The following is a 16,246-nucleotide window of genomic DNA, read 5'->3' as shown; positions in this document are numbered from 1 at the left end:
GCTTACAAAAAGCTCTGCGGGTCGATGTCGACCTGGACTCGCACCGAGCCCCTTATCTTCGGTCCCTCGGCCAACATGGTGCGAATGAACCCTTGCATGTCGGCGCGCCGCTCGCCCTGGATCAGCAGGCGAAAGCGATGGCGGCCGCCGATCAATGACAGCGGCGCCTCGGCCGGGCCGAGCACGAACAGGTCGGTGGCTTGCGGCGCGGCGCGGCGCAGGCCACGGGCGTGCCCTTCGGCTTCGGCCCGTGTCGCCGCGCTGACGATGACGCCGGCGAGCCTGCCGAAGGGCGGCAGCCCCGCCCGCTCACGCTCGGCGATCTCGCGCTCGTAGAAGGCCTCGGCATCGCCTGAGACGATCGCGCGCATCACCGGGTGGTCGGGTTGGAAGGTCTGCAGCAGGCCGAGGCTTTTCTTGCCGGTGCGACCGGCGCGGCCGGTCACCTGGCTGAGCAGTTGGAAGGTGCGCTCGGCGGCGCGCGGGTCGCCATTGGCAAGGCCGAGATCGGCATCGACCACACCGACCAGCGTCATGTTGGGGAAGTTGTGGCCCTTGGCGACGAGTTGCGTGCCGATGACGATGTCGGCCTCGCCATTGGCGATGGCTTCAAGCTCGAGCCGCAGCCGCCGCACGCCGCCCATCAGGTCCGACGACAAGACGATGGTGCGGGCATCGGGGAAATGCGCGACGACCTCCTCGGCGATGCGCTCGACGCCTGGCCCGCAGGCGACCAGATGATCGAGCGTGCCGCATTCCGGACAGGCTTCGGGCCGGCGTTCATTGTGCCCGCAGTGGTGGCAGACGAGCTGGCCGCGAAAGCGGTGCTCGACCAGCCAGGCCGAGCAGACCGGACAGCCGAAGCGGTGGCCGCAGACCCGGCAGAGCGTCAGCGGCGCATAGCCGCGCCGGTTGAGGAACAGCAGCGACTGTTCCTTTCTTTCCAGCGTCTGCCGCATATGGCCGAGCAGCACCGGCGACAGGAAGCCGCCGCGTGCCGGCGGCGCGCGGCGCATGTCGACCGTCTTGAGATCGGGAAGTGCCGCCTCGGCAAAGCGCGCCGAAAGCACCGCCCTGCTGTAGCGGCCCTGGCTGGCATTGACCCGGCTTTCGACCGACGGTGTCGCCGAAGCGAGCACGACCGGAAAACCGCCGATATGGCCGCGCACCACGGCCATGTCGCGCGCGTTGTAAAAGACGCGATCCTCCTGCTTGTAGGCGGGATCGTGCTCTTCGTCGACGACGATCAATCCAAGCTCCCTGAATGGCAGGAATAGCGCCGAGCGCGCGCCTGCGACGACCCGCACGCCGCCTTCCGCTACCTGCCGCCAGACCTTTTCGCGCATCCGTGGCGGCAGGTCCGAGTGCCATTCCGCCGGCTTGGCACCGAACCGCTCCTGGAAGCGTTCGAGAAAAGCGTGGGTCAGCGCAATTTCCGGCAGCAGGATCAGCACCTGCTTGCCGCGATCGAGCGCGGCCGCAACCGCCTCGAAATAGACCTCCGTCTTGCCGGATCCGGTTACACCATCGAGCAGGGTGACGCCGAATGTGCCGGTCGCGACGTTGGTGCGCAGCATCTCGGCTGCTTCGCTCTGGTCCGGCATCAGTGAAGGCACGGCGTAGCCGGGATCGGGTGCTGCGACCACCGGCCGCGGCGGGATCATCACCGTCTCGAATACCCCCTGCGCCCGCAGCCCGTCCACAACCGTCGACGACACGCCTGCCGCATGCGCCAGGCCGGACCGCGTCCAGGCCAGTCCGCCTTCGGCCGTTTCCAGCACGCGCGTCCTCGCCTCCGTCATCCGGTCGGGCTTGGCGAAGGTGCGCTGCAGCCCTTCGATCCACGGCTCCGGGTCGAACGCCTCCGGCGCCCTGAGCAGCATGCGCGCCACCATGCCGGGCGGCGACAGCGTGTACTGCGCCACCCAATCGACAAAACGCCGCATCGCGCGGTCGATCGGCGGGCAGTCGAAAACCTGCTCGATCGGCCGCAATTTCTTCGCGTCGACCTTTTCGACGGCGCCGTCCCAGACGATGCCGGCGACCTGGCGGGGCCCAAGCGGAACGCGCACGATCGAGCCCGGCACCACGCGCATGCCAGCCGGCACGGCATAGGTGTAGGGGCGCTCGGCGGGCATCGGCACCAGCACCGGTGCGGCCGCGACAAAGGGCGAATCTTCCATCATGAGGCGTGACCTTGCCCCGACTTTGGTCTAGATCAAAGTCCGACCCCGAATGTGCATGACGTGCACATGAAAAATCTTCAGGAGACCGCCATGAAATTTTTTGTCGACACCGCCGATGTCAAGGAAATCCGCGAGCTGAACGATTTGGGGCTGCTCGACGGCGTAACCACCAATCCGTCGCTGATCCTGAAATCCGGCGGCAAGATCGCCGACGTCACACGGGAGATCTGCGAGATCGTCAAGGGCCCGGTCTCGGCCGAAGTCGTCGCCACCGAATACAAGGACATGATGGCGGAGGCCAAGATCCTGGCCAGGATCGCCGACAATGTCTGCATCAAGGTGCCGCTGACGCTCGACGGCCTGAGAGCTTGCAAGGACATCCGGTCGGACGGCCGCATGGTCAACGTCACGCTGTGCTTCTCGGCCACCCAGGCGCTGCTCGCCGCCAAGGCCGGCGCCTCCTTCATCTCGCCCTTCGTCGGCCGCATCGACGACAGCGGCTGGGACGGCATGGAGCTGATTGCCGATATCCGCACCATCTACGACAATTATGACTTCCAGACCGAGATCCTGACCGCTTCGGTGCGTACCGTGAACCATGTCAAGCAGGCGGCGCTAATCGGTGCCGATGTCATCACCGCGCCACCGGCGACGCTCAAGGCACTGGTCAAGCACCCGCTGACCGACAAGGGCCTGGAGCAGTTCCTCGCCGACTGGGCAAAGACCGGGCAGAAGATCGGCTGAAGCGACTATCCTACGAACAAAAAAGGCCGAGCAACCGGCCTTTTTTTTGCAGATTGCGCACTCTGGAAAGACCTAGCTTGCCGCCGGCTTGCCGTGCTTGATCAGATCCTGGGCGATCGACAGCCGCAGCACATCTGCCAGCTCGCGCGCCGCACGGTTCTCGGCATCGATCTGGGCTCGGTATGACGCGAATTCCTGGCGCGGCCTGTCGTATGACGACGGAATCGAGCGCTTGCCCCTCGCTATGACCGTGCCCGTCTTGGCATCGCTGAGCACATAGTTGGCAGTCAGCGTCACAGTGCCGGCGGTCGGCTCGTCCTCGTCGGTCGTGACCTGCTCGATTGCCGCCGATTCGACGAGTTCGGAGACGCCGAGATCAAGCGAATAGACCGGCGAAGCCGGCTCGCCGGCGCCCTGGCCGAGCGCGAAGATCAAATTGTTGCGGACCTGCTGGGCGTAGCGGGTCTTGACCGGCTTGACCGAGATCGATGCCAGCTCGGCAGCGGCGCCGACCTGCGAGCCGGCGATCAGCGGCGCGGTCGAATAGAGCGGCCGCACCGTGCAGGCGGAAACCAGCGCCACCGAGGCGAGCAGCCCGCAAAGCACGACACGGCGCAGCGTCAGCTCTGTCTTTCGCGGCTCAGGCAACGACATTGACGATCCTCTGCGGCACGATGATCACCTTGCGCGGCGCCTTACCTTCGAGCGCTTTCTGCACGAAGTCGAGGGCCAGAACCGCTTTTTCGACCGCACCTTGGTCCGCGTCGCGGGCAATTGTCAAATCGCCGCGCTTCTTGCCGTTGACCTGGACGGGCAGCACGATCTCGGCGTCGACGACAAGCGAGGGATCGTAGTCCGGCCAGGGCCGTTCGGCGACAAGGTCGGTGCCGCCGAGCGTCTGCCAGCACTCCTCGGCCAGATGCGGCATGACCGGCGCGATCAGGTGCACCAGGATCTCGACGGCCTCACGGCAGGACGCTTGCAGCGCCGGACCGGCTTTGCCCTCTGCCGCCTCGTTGAGCGGCACGGTCAAGGCATTGGCGAGCTCGTAGATGCGGGCGATGGCGCGGTTGAAGGCGAGCTTTTCGATATCCTCGCCGACCGACTTCAGGATCTTGTGCGCGGCCTTGGACACTGTCCCGGCCTCGCCGTCCTTCGCCGCCTCTGGCCGGACTCCGGCGAGCGATTCGGCAGCCGTCGACACCAGGCGCCAGATGCGCTGGATGAAGCGGTGCGCGCCGGCCGCACCCTCGTCGGTCCATTCGACATCGCGCTCGGGCGGCGAGTCCGACAGCATGAACCAGCGCGCCGTATCGGCGCCGTAGCCGTCGGTGATCTCTTCCGGACTCACCGTATTCTTCTTCGACTTCGACATCTTTTCGAGCGGACCGATCACCGCCTCTTCGCCGGTGGCGATTTCGAAGGCGCGGCGCTTGCCGTCGGCGTCTTCCAGCCTGACCTCGCTTGGCGCAAGCCAGCGGCCGTTCGAGGCGCCGCCAACCCGATAGGTCTCGTGCACCACCATGCCTTGCGTGAACAGGCCCCTGAACGGCTCGGCGAGATCGACATGGCCGGTCTCGCGCATGGCGCGGGTGAAAAAGCGCGAATAGAGCAAATGCAGGATCGCATGCTCAATACCGCCAATATACTGGTCGACCGGCAGCCATTCAGTCGCGGCCTCGGGATCGGTCGGATCGTTTGCCCACGGCGCGGTGAAGCGAGCGAAATACCACGAAGAATCGACAAATGTGTCCATCGTGTCGGTTTCGCGCCGCGCATCCTTGCCGCAACGCGGGCATTTGACGTGCCGCCATGTCGGATGGCGATCGAGCGGATTGCCCGGCCGGTCGAACTCGATGTCGTCCGGCAGCTTGACCGGCAGGTCGGCTTTCGGCACCGGCACCACGCCGCAATCCTCGCAATGGATCATCGGGATCGGGCAGCCCCAATAGCGCTGGCGCGAAATGCCCCAGTCGCGCAGGCGGAAATTCACCTTGCGCTCTGCCATCGGCCGGTTGCCGATGGTCCTTTGTTCCAGCAGCTTCGCCACCTCGTCGAATGCCTGATCCGGCTTCATGCCGTCGAGGAAGCGCGAATTGATCATCGCGCCATCATCGACGTAAGCCTCGTCGATGACCTGGAAGCTTCCTTGATTCTCGCCTTCCGGCATCACCACCGGAATGACCGGAAGGCCGTATCTGTTGGCGAAGTCGAGGTCGCGCTGGTCATGTGCCGGGCAGCCGAAGATGGCGCCGGTGCCATAGTCCATCAGCACGAAATTGGCGACGTAGACGGGTAGCGTCCACCTCTCGTCGAACGGATGGACGACGCGAGTGCCGGTATCGAAACCCTTCTTCTCGGCCGTCTCCAAGGCCGCCGCCGAAGTGCCCATATGGCGGACTTCGTCGATGAACTTTGCCAGTGCCGGATTGTCTTCGGCGGCCTTTTTGGCCAGCGGATGGTCGGCCGCAATCGCCATGAAGGACGCGCCGAAGATCGTGTCGGGCCTTGTCGTATAGACTTCGAGCTCATGCTCGCCGGCGATTGGCTTGACCAGCGGCCAGCGGATCAGCAGCCCTTCTGAACGGCCGATCCAGTTCGCCTGCATCAGCTTCACTTTTTCCGGCCAGTCGTCGAGCTGATCGAGCGAATCCAGCAGATCCTGCGCATAATCGGTGATCTTGAAGAACCACTGCGTCAGCTCGCGCTGTTCCACCAGCGCGCCTGAGCGCCAGCCGCGTCCGTCGATGACCTGCTCGTTGGCAAGCACCGTCATGTCCTCCGGATCCCAGTTGACCTTGGAGGATTTGCGCGTCACCAGCCCCTTCTCGACGAAATCGAGGAACAGCATCTGCTGGCGGTGATAGTAGTCGACATCGCAGGTGGCGAACTCGCGCGCCCAATCGAGCGACAGGCCCATGACCTTGAGCTGCTCGCGCATGGCGGCGATGTTCTGATAGGTCCAGTCCTTGGGATGGACCTTGTTCTGCATCGCCGCGTTTTCGGCTGGCATGCCAAAGGCGTCCCAGCCCATCGGGTGCAGCACATTGAAACCCTTGGCCCGCTTGTAGCGCGCCACCACGTCGCCCATCGTATAGTTGCGGGTATGGCCGATATGGATGCGCCCCGACGGATAGGGGAACATCTCCAGCACGTAGTATTTCGGGCGCGGGTCGTCATTGTCGGCTTCGAACAGCTTCTTGGCGTCCCAGGCCTTCTGCCATTTGGGCTCTGACGCGCGCGGATTGTATCGTTCGGTTGCCATCGGGTGTTTTTCACTTAAAAGCATGCGCGAGCCGCCGGACAATGCCCGGGCGGCTCAGGAAATGTCGTCGCGGTGTTCACCATGGATTGCCGGACCCGTCAACTGCGGCGATCCGGCGAAAAGCCAAACACAGGCAGGATATAGGCATGGCGAGCGCCGTCGAACAGCTTTTCACGGTCAAGGCAAGGATCGCTGCCGCCGAGCGCGAGGCAGGACGTGAAGCCGGAGCGGTGACGCTGGTCGCGGTCTCGAAAACCTTCAACGCCGCCGATATCCGCCCCGTCATCGAGGCCGGCCAGCGCGTCTTCGGCGAAAACCGCGTCCAGGAAGCACAAGCCAAATGGCCGGCACTGCGGACGGCGTTTCCCGACGTCGAGCTGCATCTGATCGGTCCGCTGCAATCGAACAAGGCCAAGGAAGCGGTGGCATTGTTCGACGTCATCGAAACCATCGATCGTGAAAAGATCGCCGCAGAGCTGGCCAAGGAAATCGCCAGGCAGGGCAGGACGCCAAGGCTCTATGTCCAGGTCAACACCGGCTCCGAGCCGCAAAAGGCCGGCATCGAGCCGCGCGAGGCTGTCGCCTTCGTCGCCCGCTGCCGCTCGGTTCACGCCCTCGCCATCGAAGGGCTGATGTGCATTCCGCCGGCCGACGAGAACCCCGGTCCGCATTTCGCGCTGCTGGAAAAGCTTGGGCTTGAGGCCGGCGTCGACAAGCTCTCCATGGGCATGTCCGGCGACTACGAAATCGCGATCGCCTTCGGCGCGACCAGTGTCAGGGTTGGATCGGCGATTTTCGGCGCCAGATGAGGCGCAGCCGACCTTAGGCCACAGGCTGACATCGACTAAGCCAGCGTATAGAAACGGAACGTTTCGTTCCTATATCGGTCGAGTTATTCTCAACCCGTCTGGAGCCACCATGCGTTACAATCAACTTGGAAATACGGGGATGTTCGTCTCCGAACTTTGCCTCGGCACGATGACGTTCGGCGCGGCCGGCGAGAATGCCCAATGGGGCCTGATCGCCAGCCTCGACCAGAAGGGCGTCGACGAGATCGTTGCCCGCTCCCTCGCCGCCGGCGTCAATTTCTTCGACACGGCGGATGTCTATTCCTTCGGCGCCTCGGAACGGCTTCTCGGCCAGTCGCTCAGGAACCTTGGCGTCAACCGTCAGGACGTGATCATCGCCACCAAGGTTCATGGCGCCATGGGCGGCGGCCCGAACCAGCGCGGTTCCTCGCGCGGCCACATCATGGATTCGGTCGAGAGCAGCCTCGAGCGGCTACAGCTCGATCACATCGATCTCTACCAGCTGCACGGCACCGACACGGTGACGCCGATCGACGAAACGCTGCGGGCGCTCGACGACCTGGTTGCCGCCGGCAAGGTCCGCTATGTCGGCGTCTCGAACTGGCAGGCCTGGCGCATCGCCAAGGCGCTGGGTATTGCGGAGCGCAAAGGCTTTGCCCGCTTCGAGACCGTGCAGTCGTATTATTCGATCGCCGGCCGCGATCTCGAGCGCGAAATCGTGCCGCTGCTCAACGAGGAGAAACTCGGGCTGATGGTCTGGTCGCCGATGGCTGGCGGCCTGCTCTCCGGCAAATACGGACCGGGCGCCCCCGGCAATGGCGAGGGCCGCCGCGCCAGCTTCAATTTCCCGCCGGTCGACGAGGACCGTGCCTGGGCAGCCGTCGCTGTCATGCGCGAGATCGCCGTCAAGCACGGCGTCAGCGTCGCCACGGTGGCGCTCGGCTATGTCCTGGCCAAGCCATTCGTGATGAGCGTCATCATCGGCGCCAGCCGCATGGAGCAGCTGGAACAGAACCTTGCAGCCACCGAGTTGCAGCTCGATGCCGATGATCTTGTTCGCCTCGACGAAGTCAGTGCCCTGCCCGCCGAATACCCCGGCTGGATGCTGGAGCGTCAGGCGGCCGGCCGGCGGCCGGCGCCCTTTGTGCCGAAAAAGTAGTTCAATTTACCTTCGATTCGATGCTTCGGGAGCCGGCAGGCTCCCGATCTTTTTTGGGCTCAAGTCAGCCGGACAGTCTCGACCAAAAAGTCCAAAAACGCCCGCACCCGCGCCGGCAGATACTTGCCTTGGCCGACATAGACGGCGTGGGTGAGTTCCTCGTCGCCGGGATTGAACTCTTCCAGCAGCGGCAGCAGCCGGCCGGCGGCAATGTCGGCCTCCACATGCCAGCGTGCCAGCCGGGCGATGCCCGCCCCCGAGAGCGCCATCAGCCGCATCGCCTCCCCGTCGCTGACCAGCGTATTTCCGATGATCGACAGGGTGATCGGTTTGCCGGCCGCGTCGATAAAAGGCCAGCCCTCGAGGTGACGAACGAAACGGAATCCCATCCGGTTGTGACGATCGAGGTCGGCGGGCGTCTTGGGCGTGCCACGCGCTTCGAGATACGATGGCGCCGCAACGACGACCACCCGGCTCTGCCCGAGCTTGCGCGCCACCAGCCGTGATTCGCCGAGCGGCCCGGCGCGGATGGCGACGTCAGCGCGCTCCTCCATCAGGTCGATGACATCGTCGGTCAACACCAGATCGACCGAGATTTCGGGGTAGCGCTCTAGGAAACGCGGCAAAAGCGGGATCAGCCGATGCTGCCCGAAAGGCACGTAGCTGTTGATCCGCAGCCGGCCACGCGGCGCGGCACCCGCCGCTGCCTCGCGCTCGGCCGCCGCCATGTCGGCAAGGACGCGCACGCCGCTGTCGAAGAACGCCGCCCCCTCCGGCGTCAGTTGCAGCTTGCGCGTCGAACGGCTGACCAGCCGCGCACCAAGCCGCGCCTCCAGCCGCGCGATCAGCTTGCTCACCGCCGACGGCGTCATCCGCAACGCGCGGGCAGCGGCTGAAAAGCTGCCCGCCTCGACGACGCGGACGAACACTTCGATCTCGCCGGAGCGATTGATGTCGGGCCTGGCCATTGGTGAATCTATTTCACAGACGATGTGCCCGATGCAAGGCTGGTTCACAGCACATCGCGGCACGATCTTCCGGATCGGGGCGTGGGAGGACACGGCACCCGTCGTCAAAACTGGTCGTCATCGAAGTGGGAACCGCCATGCCCCTTGCTCTTTACGCTCTTGCCGCCGGTGCCTTTGGCATCGGCGTCACCGAATTCGTCATCATGGGCCTGCTGCTCGACGTCAGCACCGATCTCGGCGTCTCGATCTCAGCTTCCGGCCAGCTGATTTCCGGCTATGCGCTGGGCGTCGTCATCGGCGCGCCGCTGCTGACGATCGCGACCGGCCGTTGGCCGCGCAAGACCGTGCTTCTGGCGCTGATGGCGATCTTCACGCTGGGCAACCTCGCTTGTGCGCTTGCCCCAGACTACTGGACGCTGATGGGTGCGCGCGTACTGACCGCCTTCGCCCACGGTACCTTCTTCGGCGTCGGCTCGGTCGTGGCGACCGGACTGGTGGCGCCCAACAAGAAAGCCTCGGCGATCGCCCTGATGTTCACCGGCCTGACCATCGCCAACATCCTCGGCGTGCCCTTCGGCACATGGCTCGGCCAAGCCTTCGGCTGGCGCGCGACCTTCTGGGCGGTGACCCTGGTCGGCATCGCCGCCTTTACCATCATTCTGCTGCTGGTGCCGCGCAGCCGAACAGAGCCTGAGAAGAGCAATTTGCGCGCCGATCTCGCCTTGCTCGGCCGCGCGCCGGTCCTGCTTGGCTTTGCCACCACCGTGCTTGGCTATGCCGGCGTCTTCGCCGTCTTCACCTACATCGCCCCGTTGCTGACCGAGATCACCGGTTTTGACGAGACAGCGGTGTCGCCGATCCTGCTGGTCTTCGGCGGCGGCCTCATCGCCGGCAACCTCGCCGGCGGCAAGTTCGCCGATCGCTGGCTGGTACCGTCCGTTCTCGGCAGTCTCGTCGTGCTGGCGCTGGTGCTCGGCACCATGACCTTCGCCCTGCACAGCCAGGTCATGGCCGTTATCTATGTCGGCCTGCTCGGCGCCGCCGCCTTCGCCACCGTCGCGCCGCTACAGTTATGGGTGTTGCAGAAGGCGCAAGGCGCCGGCCAGAGCCTAGCTTCATCCTTCAACATCGCCGCCTTCAACCTCGGCAATGCGGCCGGCGCCTGGCTCGGCGGCGTGGTCATCGCCCATGGTCCCGGCCTCGGTGCCGTCACCTGGGTCGCGGCGCTGTTGCCACTTTCAGCGCTTGCCGTAGCGGCGTTTGCGCTGCGTCTCGACCGAGATCCTGTCCTCGCTACACCGGAAATCGCGCGGTCATAGAACGCAAACCTCAGCCAATCTTTGAAACAGCCATCCTTCCACAAGGAGCAAACCCATGGATTATCGAAATCTTGGCGCATCAGGCCTGAAGGTCCCGGTGCTCTCGTTCGGCGCTGGAACCTTCGGCGGTTCAGGCCCGCTGTTCGGTGCCTGGGGCAACAGCGATGCGGCGGAAGCACGGCGGCTGGTCGACATCTGCCTTGAGGCCGGCGTCAACCTGTTCGACACCGCCGATGTCTATTCGAATGGCGCTTCCGAACAAGTGCTCGGCGCTGCCATCAAGGGCCGCCGCGACGCCGTGCTGATCTCGACCAAGACCTCGCTGCCGATGGGCGACGGTCCCAACGATGCCGGCTCGTCACGTTCACGCCTGATCAAGGCCGTCGAAGACGCGCTGAAGCGTCTTGGCACCGATTACATCGACCTGCTGCAACTGCACGCCTTCGACGCCGCAACACCGATCGAGGAGGTGCTGTCGACGCTGGACAGTCTCGTGCGCGCCGGCAAGCTGCGTTATGTCGGCGTCTCCAATTTTTCCGGCTGGCAAGTGATGAAGTCGCTCGGCCTGGCGGATAGACATGGCTATCCCCGATACGTCGCCCATCAGGTCTATTACTCGCTGGTCGGACGCGATTATGAATGGGAGTTGATGCCGCTCGGCCTCGACCAGGGCGTCGGTGCGCTGGTGTGGAGCCCACTCGGCTGGGGCCGCCTGACCGGCAAGATCCGCCGTGGCCAGAAGCTGCCTGAGAAAAGCCGGCTGCACGACACGGCAAGCTTCGGACCGCCCGTCGAGGATGAGCATCTCTATCGGGTCGTCGACGCGCTTGATGTTGTCGCCGAGGAAACCGGCAAGACCATACCGCAGATCGCCATCAATTGGCTGCTGCAGCGGCCGACCGTCGCCTCCGTCATCATTGGCGCGCGCAACGAGGAGCAGTTGCGCCAGAATCTCGGCGCCGTCGGCTGGTCCTTGACAGCCGAGCAGATGAAGAAGCTCGACACGGCAAGTGAGGTCACCGCACCCTATCCGTATTTTCCCTATCGCCGGCAGGAGGGTTTTGCCCGGCTGAACCCGCCCGCAGTCTGACGCTCCAAAAGCTGGGCGGCGGCTCCCAGACTGCCGCCCGCCCGGCTAATGCAGAACGAACTCGCCGTCGACCTTGCGCCATTCGTTCGGCGCGATCAGCTTCTGGTGCGTGTAGCTGACCGAATGCAGCGGGCCTTCGAGCTTGGCCTTCCAGAACTCGATGAAGCGGATCAGCACGGGAAATTTCGGGGCGATGTCGTAATCCTGCCAGATGAAGCTCTGCAGCAGATGCGGATGATCTGGGAAGTGATAAAGAATCTTGGCCGTGGTCAAGCCATAGCCCTTGAGCATCAGGTCCATTTCTGAATGGTCGCGCATTGCCGGTCCCCTGGTTGATTCTCCTTCCTCCCAGCCTGAAATTGTGCACCCCATTTGCTTATTCGTCTATTGATATTTCTGCGATCAAACCAGATTCCTCCCGCAAAAACATGCGCTTAGCAGCCGCCTCACGAGAGTGCTGACACCGCCCGGCAAGGCACCTGCGGCATCCCGCCGCGCGAATCCAACGTCTAATGTTGCCGTCACCGCCGAACTGTTAATAATGCGCGCGAATTCGCGGCCGCATCGCCGCGATCCTGCCGGCGGTCAAGCCGGCGGTTTGGTTTTGGGGAGGAAGGCGAAGAAATGTCCGATGTTCATGTCCATCGCGTCCAGCCGGCGTGGAAGAAGAACGCGCTGATTGACAATGACACCTACCTGAAATGGTACGCCGACAGCGTCAAGAACCCGGACAAGTTCTGGGGCAAGCACGGCAAGCGCATCGACTGGTTCAAGCCCTACAGCAAGGTCAAGAACACGTCCTTCGACGGCAAGGTTTCGATCAAATGGTTCGAGGATGGCCAGACAAACGTTTCGTGGAACTGCATCGACCGGCATCTGAAGAAGCGCGGCGAACAGACCGCCATCATCTGGGAAGGCGACAATCCCTACGACGACAGGAAGATCACCTATAACGAACTTCACGCACGTGTCTGCCGCCTCGCCAATGTGATGAAGAAGCACGGCGTCAAGAAGGGCGACCGCGTCACCATCTACATGCCGATGATCCCGGAGGCCGCTTATGCGATGCTCGCCTGCACGCGCATCGGCGCCATTCATTCGGTTGTCTTCGGCGGCTTTTCGCCGGATGCGCTGGCCGGACGCATCGACGACTGCAAGTCGACCTTCGTCATCACCGCCGACGAAGGCCTGCGCGGCGGCAAGACTATCCCGCTGAAGGAGAACACCGACAAGGCGATCGAGATCGCCGCCAAGGCCGGAACGAAAGTCGAAAAGGTCTTGGTCGTGCGCCGCACCGGCGGCAAGACCGGCTGGGCCGCCGGGCGCGACGTCTGGTACCATGACGAGGTCGCCACGGTTAAGGCCGAATGCAAGCCCGAGAAGATGAACGCCGAGGACCCGCTGTTCATCCTCTACACATCCGGCTCGACCGGCAAGCCGAAGGGCGTGCTGCACACCACCGCCGGCTATCTCGTCTATGTCTCGATGACCCACCAATATGTCTTCGACTATCATGAGGGCGATATCTACTGGTGCACCGCCGATGTCGGCTGGGTCACCGGCCACAGCTATATCGTCTATGGGCCGCTCGCCAACGGCGCCACCACGCTGATGTTCGAAGGCGTGCCGAACTACCCGTCGCAGTCGCGTTTCTGGGACGTGATCGACAAGCACAAGGTCAACATCTTCTACACCGCGCCGACGGCGCTGCGCGCGCTGATGGGCGCCGGCGATGCCCATGTCACCAAAACGTCGCGCAAGTCGCTGCGCGTGCTCGGCACCGTCGGCGAGCCGATCAATCCGGAAGCCTGGGAATGGTATTTCAACGTCGTCGGCAACGGCAAGGTGCCGATCGTCGACACCTGGTGGCAGACCGAGACCGGCGGCATCATGATCACGCCGGTTCCGGGCGCCACCCACCTCAAGGCGGGTTCGGCGACGCGGCCCTTCTTTGGCGTCAAGCCGCAGCTGGTCGACGCCGACGGCAAGGTACTGGAAGGCGAAGCCAGCGGCAATCTTTGCATTGCCGACTCATGGCCGGGCCAGATGCGCACCGTCTATGGCGATCACGACCGCTTCGTGCAGACCTATTTCTCGACCTACAAGGGCAGGTACTTCACCGGCGACGGCTGCCGCCGCGATGCTGACGGCTACTACTGGATCACCGGCCGCGTCGATGACGTCATCAACGTCTCCGGCCACCGGATGGGCACCGCCGAGGTCGAATCGGCGCTGGTTTCGCATGAGAAGGTCTCGGAGGCCGCCGTCGTCGGCTACCCGCACGATATCAAGGGCCAGGGCATCTACTGCTATGTCACGCTGATGGCCGGCGAGACGCCAAGCGAGGAATTGCGCCAGGAGCTCGTCGCCCATGTCCGCAAGGAGATCGGCGCCATCGCTTCGCCCGACAAGATCCAGTTCGCGCCCGGCCTGCCGAAGACCCGTTCCGGCAAGATCATGCGGCGCATCCTGCGCAAGATCGCCGAGGATGATTTTGCCGCGCTCGGCGACACCTCGACGCTCGCCGACCCGGCAGTCGTCGACGACCTGATCGCCAACCGGCAAAACAAGAAGGGCTGATGCAACCCGCATTGGGCGCCGTCACCGAGCTTTGGCGCTATCCCGCGAGCTCGCTCGCCGGCGAGTTTCAGGAGGCGATCTCCGTCGACTGGTATACCGTCGAAGGCGACCGCCTGTTTGGTCTTGTCGATACCTCGACCGATGAAATCGCGCGGCCCGACCGCGAAGCGAAATGGCACAAGGTGCCCCGCATCCGCACCCGGCTGTCGCAGGCCGGCAGGCTGGAGGTCGCCATCCCCGACGGACGCTGGCTTTCGGCACCTGGCGCGCAAAGTGATCGCGCGGTTTCCGCGTATCTCGGCTTTGCGGCTTCCATCCGGCCGTTCCGCCGGGAAAATGCGGCTCCGGATTACCTCGGCCCCCTGCTGACGGAACGCTACGTCAAAACCCCTATTCATCTGCTGACCACCGCCTCACTGGCGCGTTTGAAAGTGCTGCATCCAGAGGGCGCCGCCGACGCGCGCCGCTTCCGCCCCAACATCGTCGTCGATATGCCAGAGGTCGAGGGGTCGTTTCCCGAGACGGAATGGATCGGGTGCAAGCTGGCAATCGGCGACCTGCTCCTGACCATCTCCGAGCCGTGCCGCCGCTGCGGCTTCACCATCATTGGCCAGAACGGGTTCGACCACGACCCGGCAATCCTGCGCAGCCTGGTCCGCCACAACGCCCATAATCTCGGCGTCTACTGCACCGTCGACCGACCGGCCCGCGTCGAGATCGGCGCCACGATGCGCCTCCTGTAGCTATCGATACAAATCCGCCCGCGTCGGCGGCAGGCCGCTCGGGCCGCGCGCGCGCCTGGTGACAACGGTCTGGAAGACCTGCGCCGAGGCGCGTTCGAAGGTGATCGAGCAACCGGTGAGATAAAGCAGCCAGAGCCGCGCCTTGGCTTCGCCGACCTCGGCGATGGCTTCGTCGAAGCGTGCGTGGAGACGCTCTGCCCATAGCCTGCAGGTGCGCGCATAGTGCTCGCGCAAGTTTTCGACGTCGTAGACGAGGAAGCCGTGCGCCTCGAGATTGCCGAGCGTCATGCCGATCGTATCGAGTTCGCCGCCCGGAAAAATGTATTTGATCAGCGCCTTGAATTCCGGCCCCTTGCGCAGCGTCTTCTTCAAGCTGCCCTTGTCGCGCCGGGTGATGGCGTGGTGCAGATAGATGCCGCCGGGCTTGAGCAGGCGATGGATCCTCGAGAAATAGGCCGCATGGTTGGCAAGCCCCAGATGCTCGAACATGCCGATCGAGGAGATCTTGTCGAAGGAGCCGGACAGCTCGGCATAGGACTTGATCTCGATGGTGATGCGGTCCTCCAGCCCGGCGGCGCGGATGCGTTCACGGGCGAGTTCGGTCTGTGCTTCCGATAGCGAAACGCCGTGGCCGACGACGCCATAATTCTTCACCGCATGGATGAGCATCGCTCCCCAGCCGCAGCCGATGTCGAGCAATCTGTCGCCGGGCTTCAGGCGAAGCTTGCGGCAGATATGGTCGAGCTTGTCTCTCTGGGCCTGATCGATATCGTTGGCGAAATCCTTGAAGTAGCCGCAGCTATAGACCATGCGCTCGTCGAGGAAGAGCCGGTAGAATGCGTTGGAAATGTCGTAATGATGCTGGATCGCCTCCTTGCTCGAACCGCTGACGAAAGGATTGCGGCCGGAAAGATCGGTTCGCGTCGTCATCTGTTTTCGCGAAAACAGCACCGCCGGCAGGTCGCGCAGGATCGCCAGCTTCGGCAATGTCTTGAGCTTCGTCCTGAGCTTGCCGTGCGTGGGCAAGGCGTAGAAATCGAACAGCGATCCGTCTTCGACGTCGACCGCCTTGGCAATCCACATCTCGATCAGCGTCGATAAAGAGGGCCGACGTACGATCTGCCAGACGATGTCCTGGTCGTTGATAGTGAGCACCGGGCCGGTAGCCGGGCCGATCCGCTCGCCTGTCCACAGCCTCACCGCGAAACCCGGCTTCAGCGTCTCGATGACCGTCCGAACAATCCGGGCCGCTCTCTCGGCTGCCTCCATCCCCGTCCTCCCTTACCCGGCAAATAACGGCCCGGAACAATCGCGGCTCGATCTTGCCTGCCCGATCGGCCGGCCGCAAGCCGCCCGAGTGCACAAGCACGCTTGTTCAGGATT

The 16,246-nt window shown here is 63.9% G+C and carries 13 protein-coding genes; 7 read left to right on the top strand and 6 right to left on the bottom strand.

Features of this window, described 5'->3' with window-relative positions:
- Positions 1 to 2: 2 nt before the first annotated feature.
- A complete protein-coding gene (locus tag NKH28_RS12925; protein ID WP_352979085.1) occupies positions 3 to 2,186 on the bottom strand; it encodes a primosomal protein N' in 2,184 nt (727 codons plus the stop codon).
- Positions 2,187 to 2,276: 90 nt separating this feature from the next.
- Between NKH28_RS12925 and fsa the strand changes: the two genes are divergently transcribed.
- On the top strand, positions 2,277 to 2,930 hold the full coding sequence (fsa, locus tag NKH28_RS12920; RefSeq protein WP_023719712.1) for a fructose-6-phosphate aldolase: 654 nt from the start codon (positions 2,277 to 2,279) through the stop codon (positions 2,928 to 2,930).
- A 72-nt stretch (positions 2,931 to 3,002) separates the two neighbouring features.
- Here fsa and NKH28_RS12915 read toward each other — a convergent pair whose 3' ends face one another.
- Together NKH28_RS12915 and leuS are read right to left on the bottom strand one after the other, a co-directional pair.
- Positions 3,003 to 3,584, bottom strand: a complete 582-nt coding sequence (locus NKH28_RS12915; RefSeq protein ID WP_352979083.1) for an LPS assembly lipoprotein LptE — start codon at positions 3,582 to 3,584, stop codon at positions 3,003 to 3,005.
- Positions 3,571 to 6,195 (bottom strand): leucine--tRNA ligase, encoded by a 2,625-nt coding sequence (gene leuS / locus NKH28_RS12910; RefSeq protein WP_352979081.1) that lies wholly within the window; start codon positions 6,193 to 6,195, stop codon positions 3,571 to 3,573. Before leuS ends, NKH28_RS12915 begins: the two co-directional genes overlap by 14 nt.
- A 146-nt stretch (positions 6,196 to 6,341) precedes the next feature.
- On the opposite strand from leuS, the gene NKH28_RS12905 reads away from it, so the two are divergent.
- Both NKH28_RS12905 and NKH28_RS12900 read left to right on the top strand, forming a co-directional pair.
- Positions 6,342 to 7,004 carry a YggS family pyridoxal phosphate-dependent enzyme gene (locus tag NKH28_RS12905; RefSeq protein WP_352979079.1) on the top strand — a complete coding sequence of 221 codons (663 nt, stop codon included), beginning with the start codon at positions 6,342 to 6,344 and terminating at the stop codon, positions 7,002 to 7,004.
- A 109-nt stretch (positions 7,005 to 7,113) separates the two neighbouring features.
- On the top strand, positions 7,114 to 8,163 hold the full coding sequence (locus tag NKH28_RS12900; RefSeq protein WP_352979077.1) for an aldo/keto reductase: 1,050 nt from the start codon (positions 7,114 to 7,116) through the stop codon (positions 8,161 to 8,163).
- Between the two features lie 59 nt (positions 8,164 to 8,222).
- Here the strand turns inward: NKH28_RS12900 and NKH28_RS12895 are convergent, their stop codons facing one another.
- On the bottom strand, positions 8,223 to 9,131 hold the full coding sequence (locus NKH28_RS12895) for a LysR family transcriptional regulator (RefSeq protein WP_352767523.1): 909 nt from the start codon (positions 9,129 to 9,131) through the stop codon (positions 8,223 to 8,225).
- Positions 9,132 to 9,268: 137 nt separating this feature from the next.
- Between NKH28_RS12895 and NKH28_RS12890 the strand changes: the two genes are divergently transcribed.
- Both NKH28_RS12890 and NKH28_RS12885 read left to right on the top strand, forming a co-directional pair.
- The gene (locus NKH28_RS12890; protein WP_352471291.1) at positions 9,269 to 10,450 is read left to right on the top strand and encodes an MFS transporter; all 1,182 of its coding nucleotides are present in this window, start codon (positions 9,269 to 9,271) and stop codon (positions 10,448 to 10,450) included.
- 55 nt (positions 10,451 to 10,505) lie between these two features.
- Positions 10,506 to 11,540, top strand: a complete 1,035-nt coding sequence (locus NKH28_RS12885; RefSeq protein WP_352683663.1) for an aldo/keto reductase — start codon at positions 10,506 to 10,508, stop codon at positions 11,538 to 11,540.
- A gap of 45 nt (positions 11,541 to 11,585) precedes the next feature.
- Here the strand turns inward: NKH28_RS12885 and NKH28_RS12880 are convergent, their stop codons facing one another.
- Positions 11,586 to 11,858, bottom strand: a complete 273-nt coding sequence (locus NKH28_RS12880) for an usg protein (protein ID WP_023678111.1) — start codon at positions 11,856 to 11,858, stop codon at positions 11,586 to 11,588.
- A 306-nt stretch (positions 11,859 to 12,164) separates the two neighbouring features.
- Between NKH28_RS12880 and acs the strand changes: the two genes are divergently transcribed.
- The gene (gene acs / locus NKH28_RS12875; RefSeq protein WP_352451223.1) at positions 12,165 to 14,120 is read left to right on the top strand and encodes an acetate--CoA ligase; all 1,956 of its coding nucleotides are present in this window, start codon (positions 12,165 to 12,167) and stop codon (positions 14,118 to 14,120) included.
- Positions 14,120 to 14,863, top strand: a complete 744-nt coding sequence (locus tag NKH28_RS12870; protein WP_352817503.1) for an MOSC domain-containing protein — start codon at positions 14,120 to 14,122, stop codon at positions 14,861 to 14,863. Before acs ends, NKH28_RS12870 begins: the two co-directional genes overlap by 1 nt.
- On the opposite strand, the gene NKH28_RS12865 is transcribed toward NKH28_RS12870, so the two are convergent.
- Entirely contained in the window at positions 14,864 to 16,132 is a 1,269-nt protein-coding gene (locus NKH28_RS12865; RefSeq protein WP_352451225.1) for a class I SAM-dependent methyltransferase, read from the bottom strand.
- Between the last annotated feature and the right edge of the window lie 114 nt (positions 16,133 to 16,246).

Source organism: Mesorhizobium sp. M1227 (assembly GCF_040318315.1).
GTDB lineage: Bacteria > Pseudomonadota > Alphaproteobacteria > Rhizobiales > Rhizobiaceae > Mesorhizobium.
The sequence above is the reverse complement of the archived record's forward strand: the minus strand, read 5'-3'. Positions and strand labels throughout refer to the sequence as shown.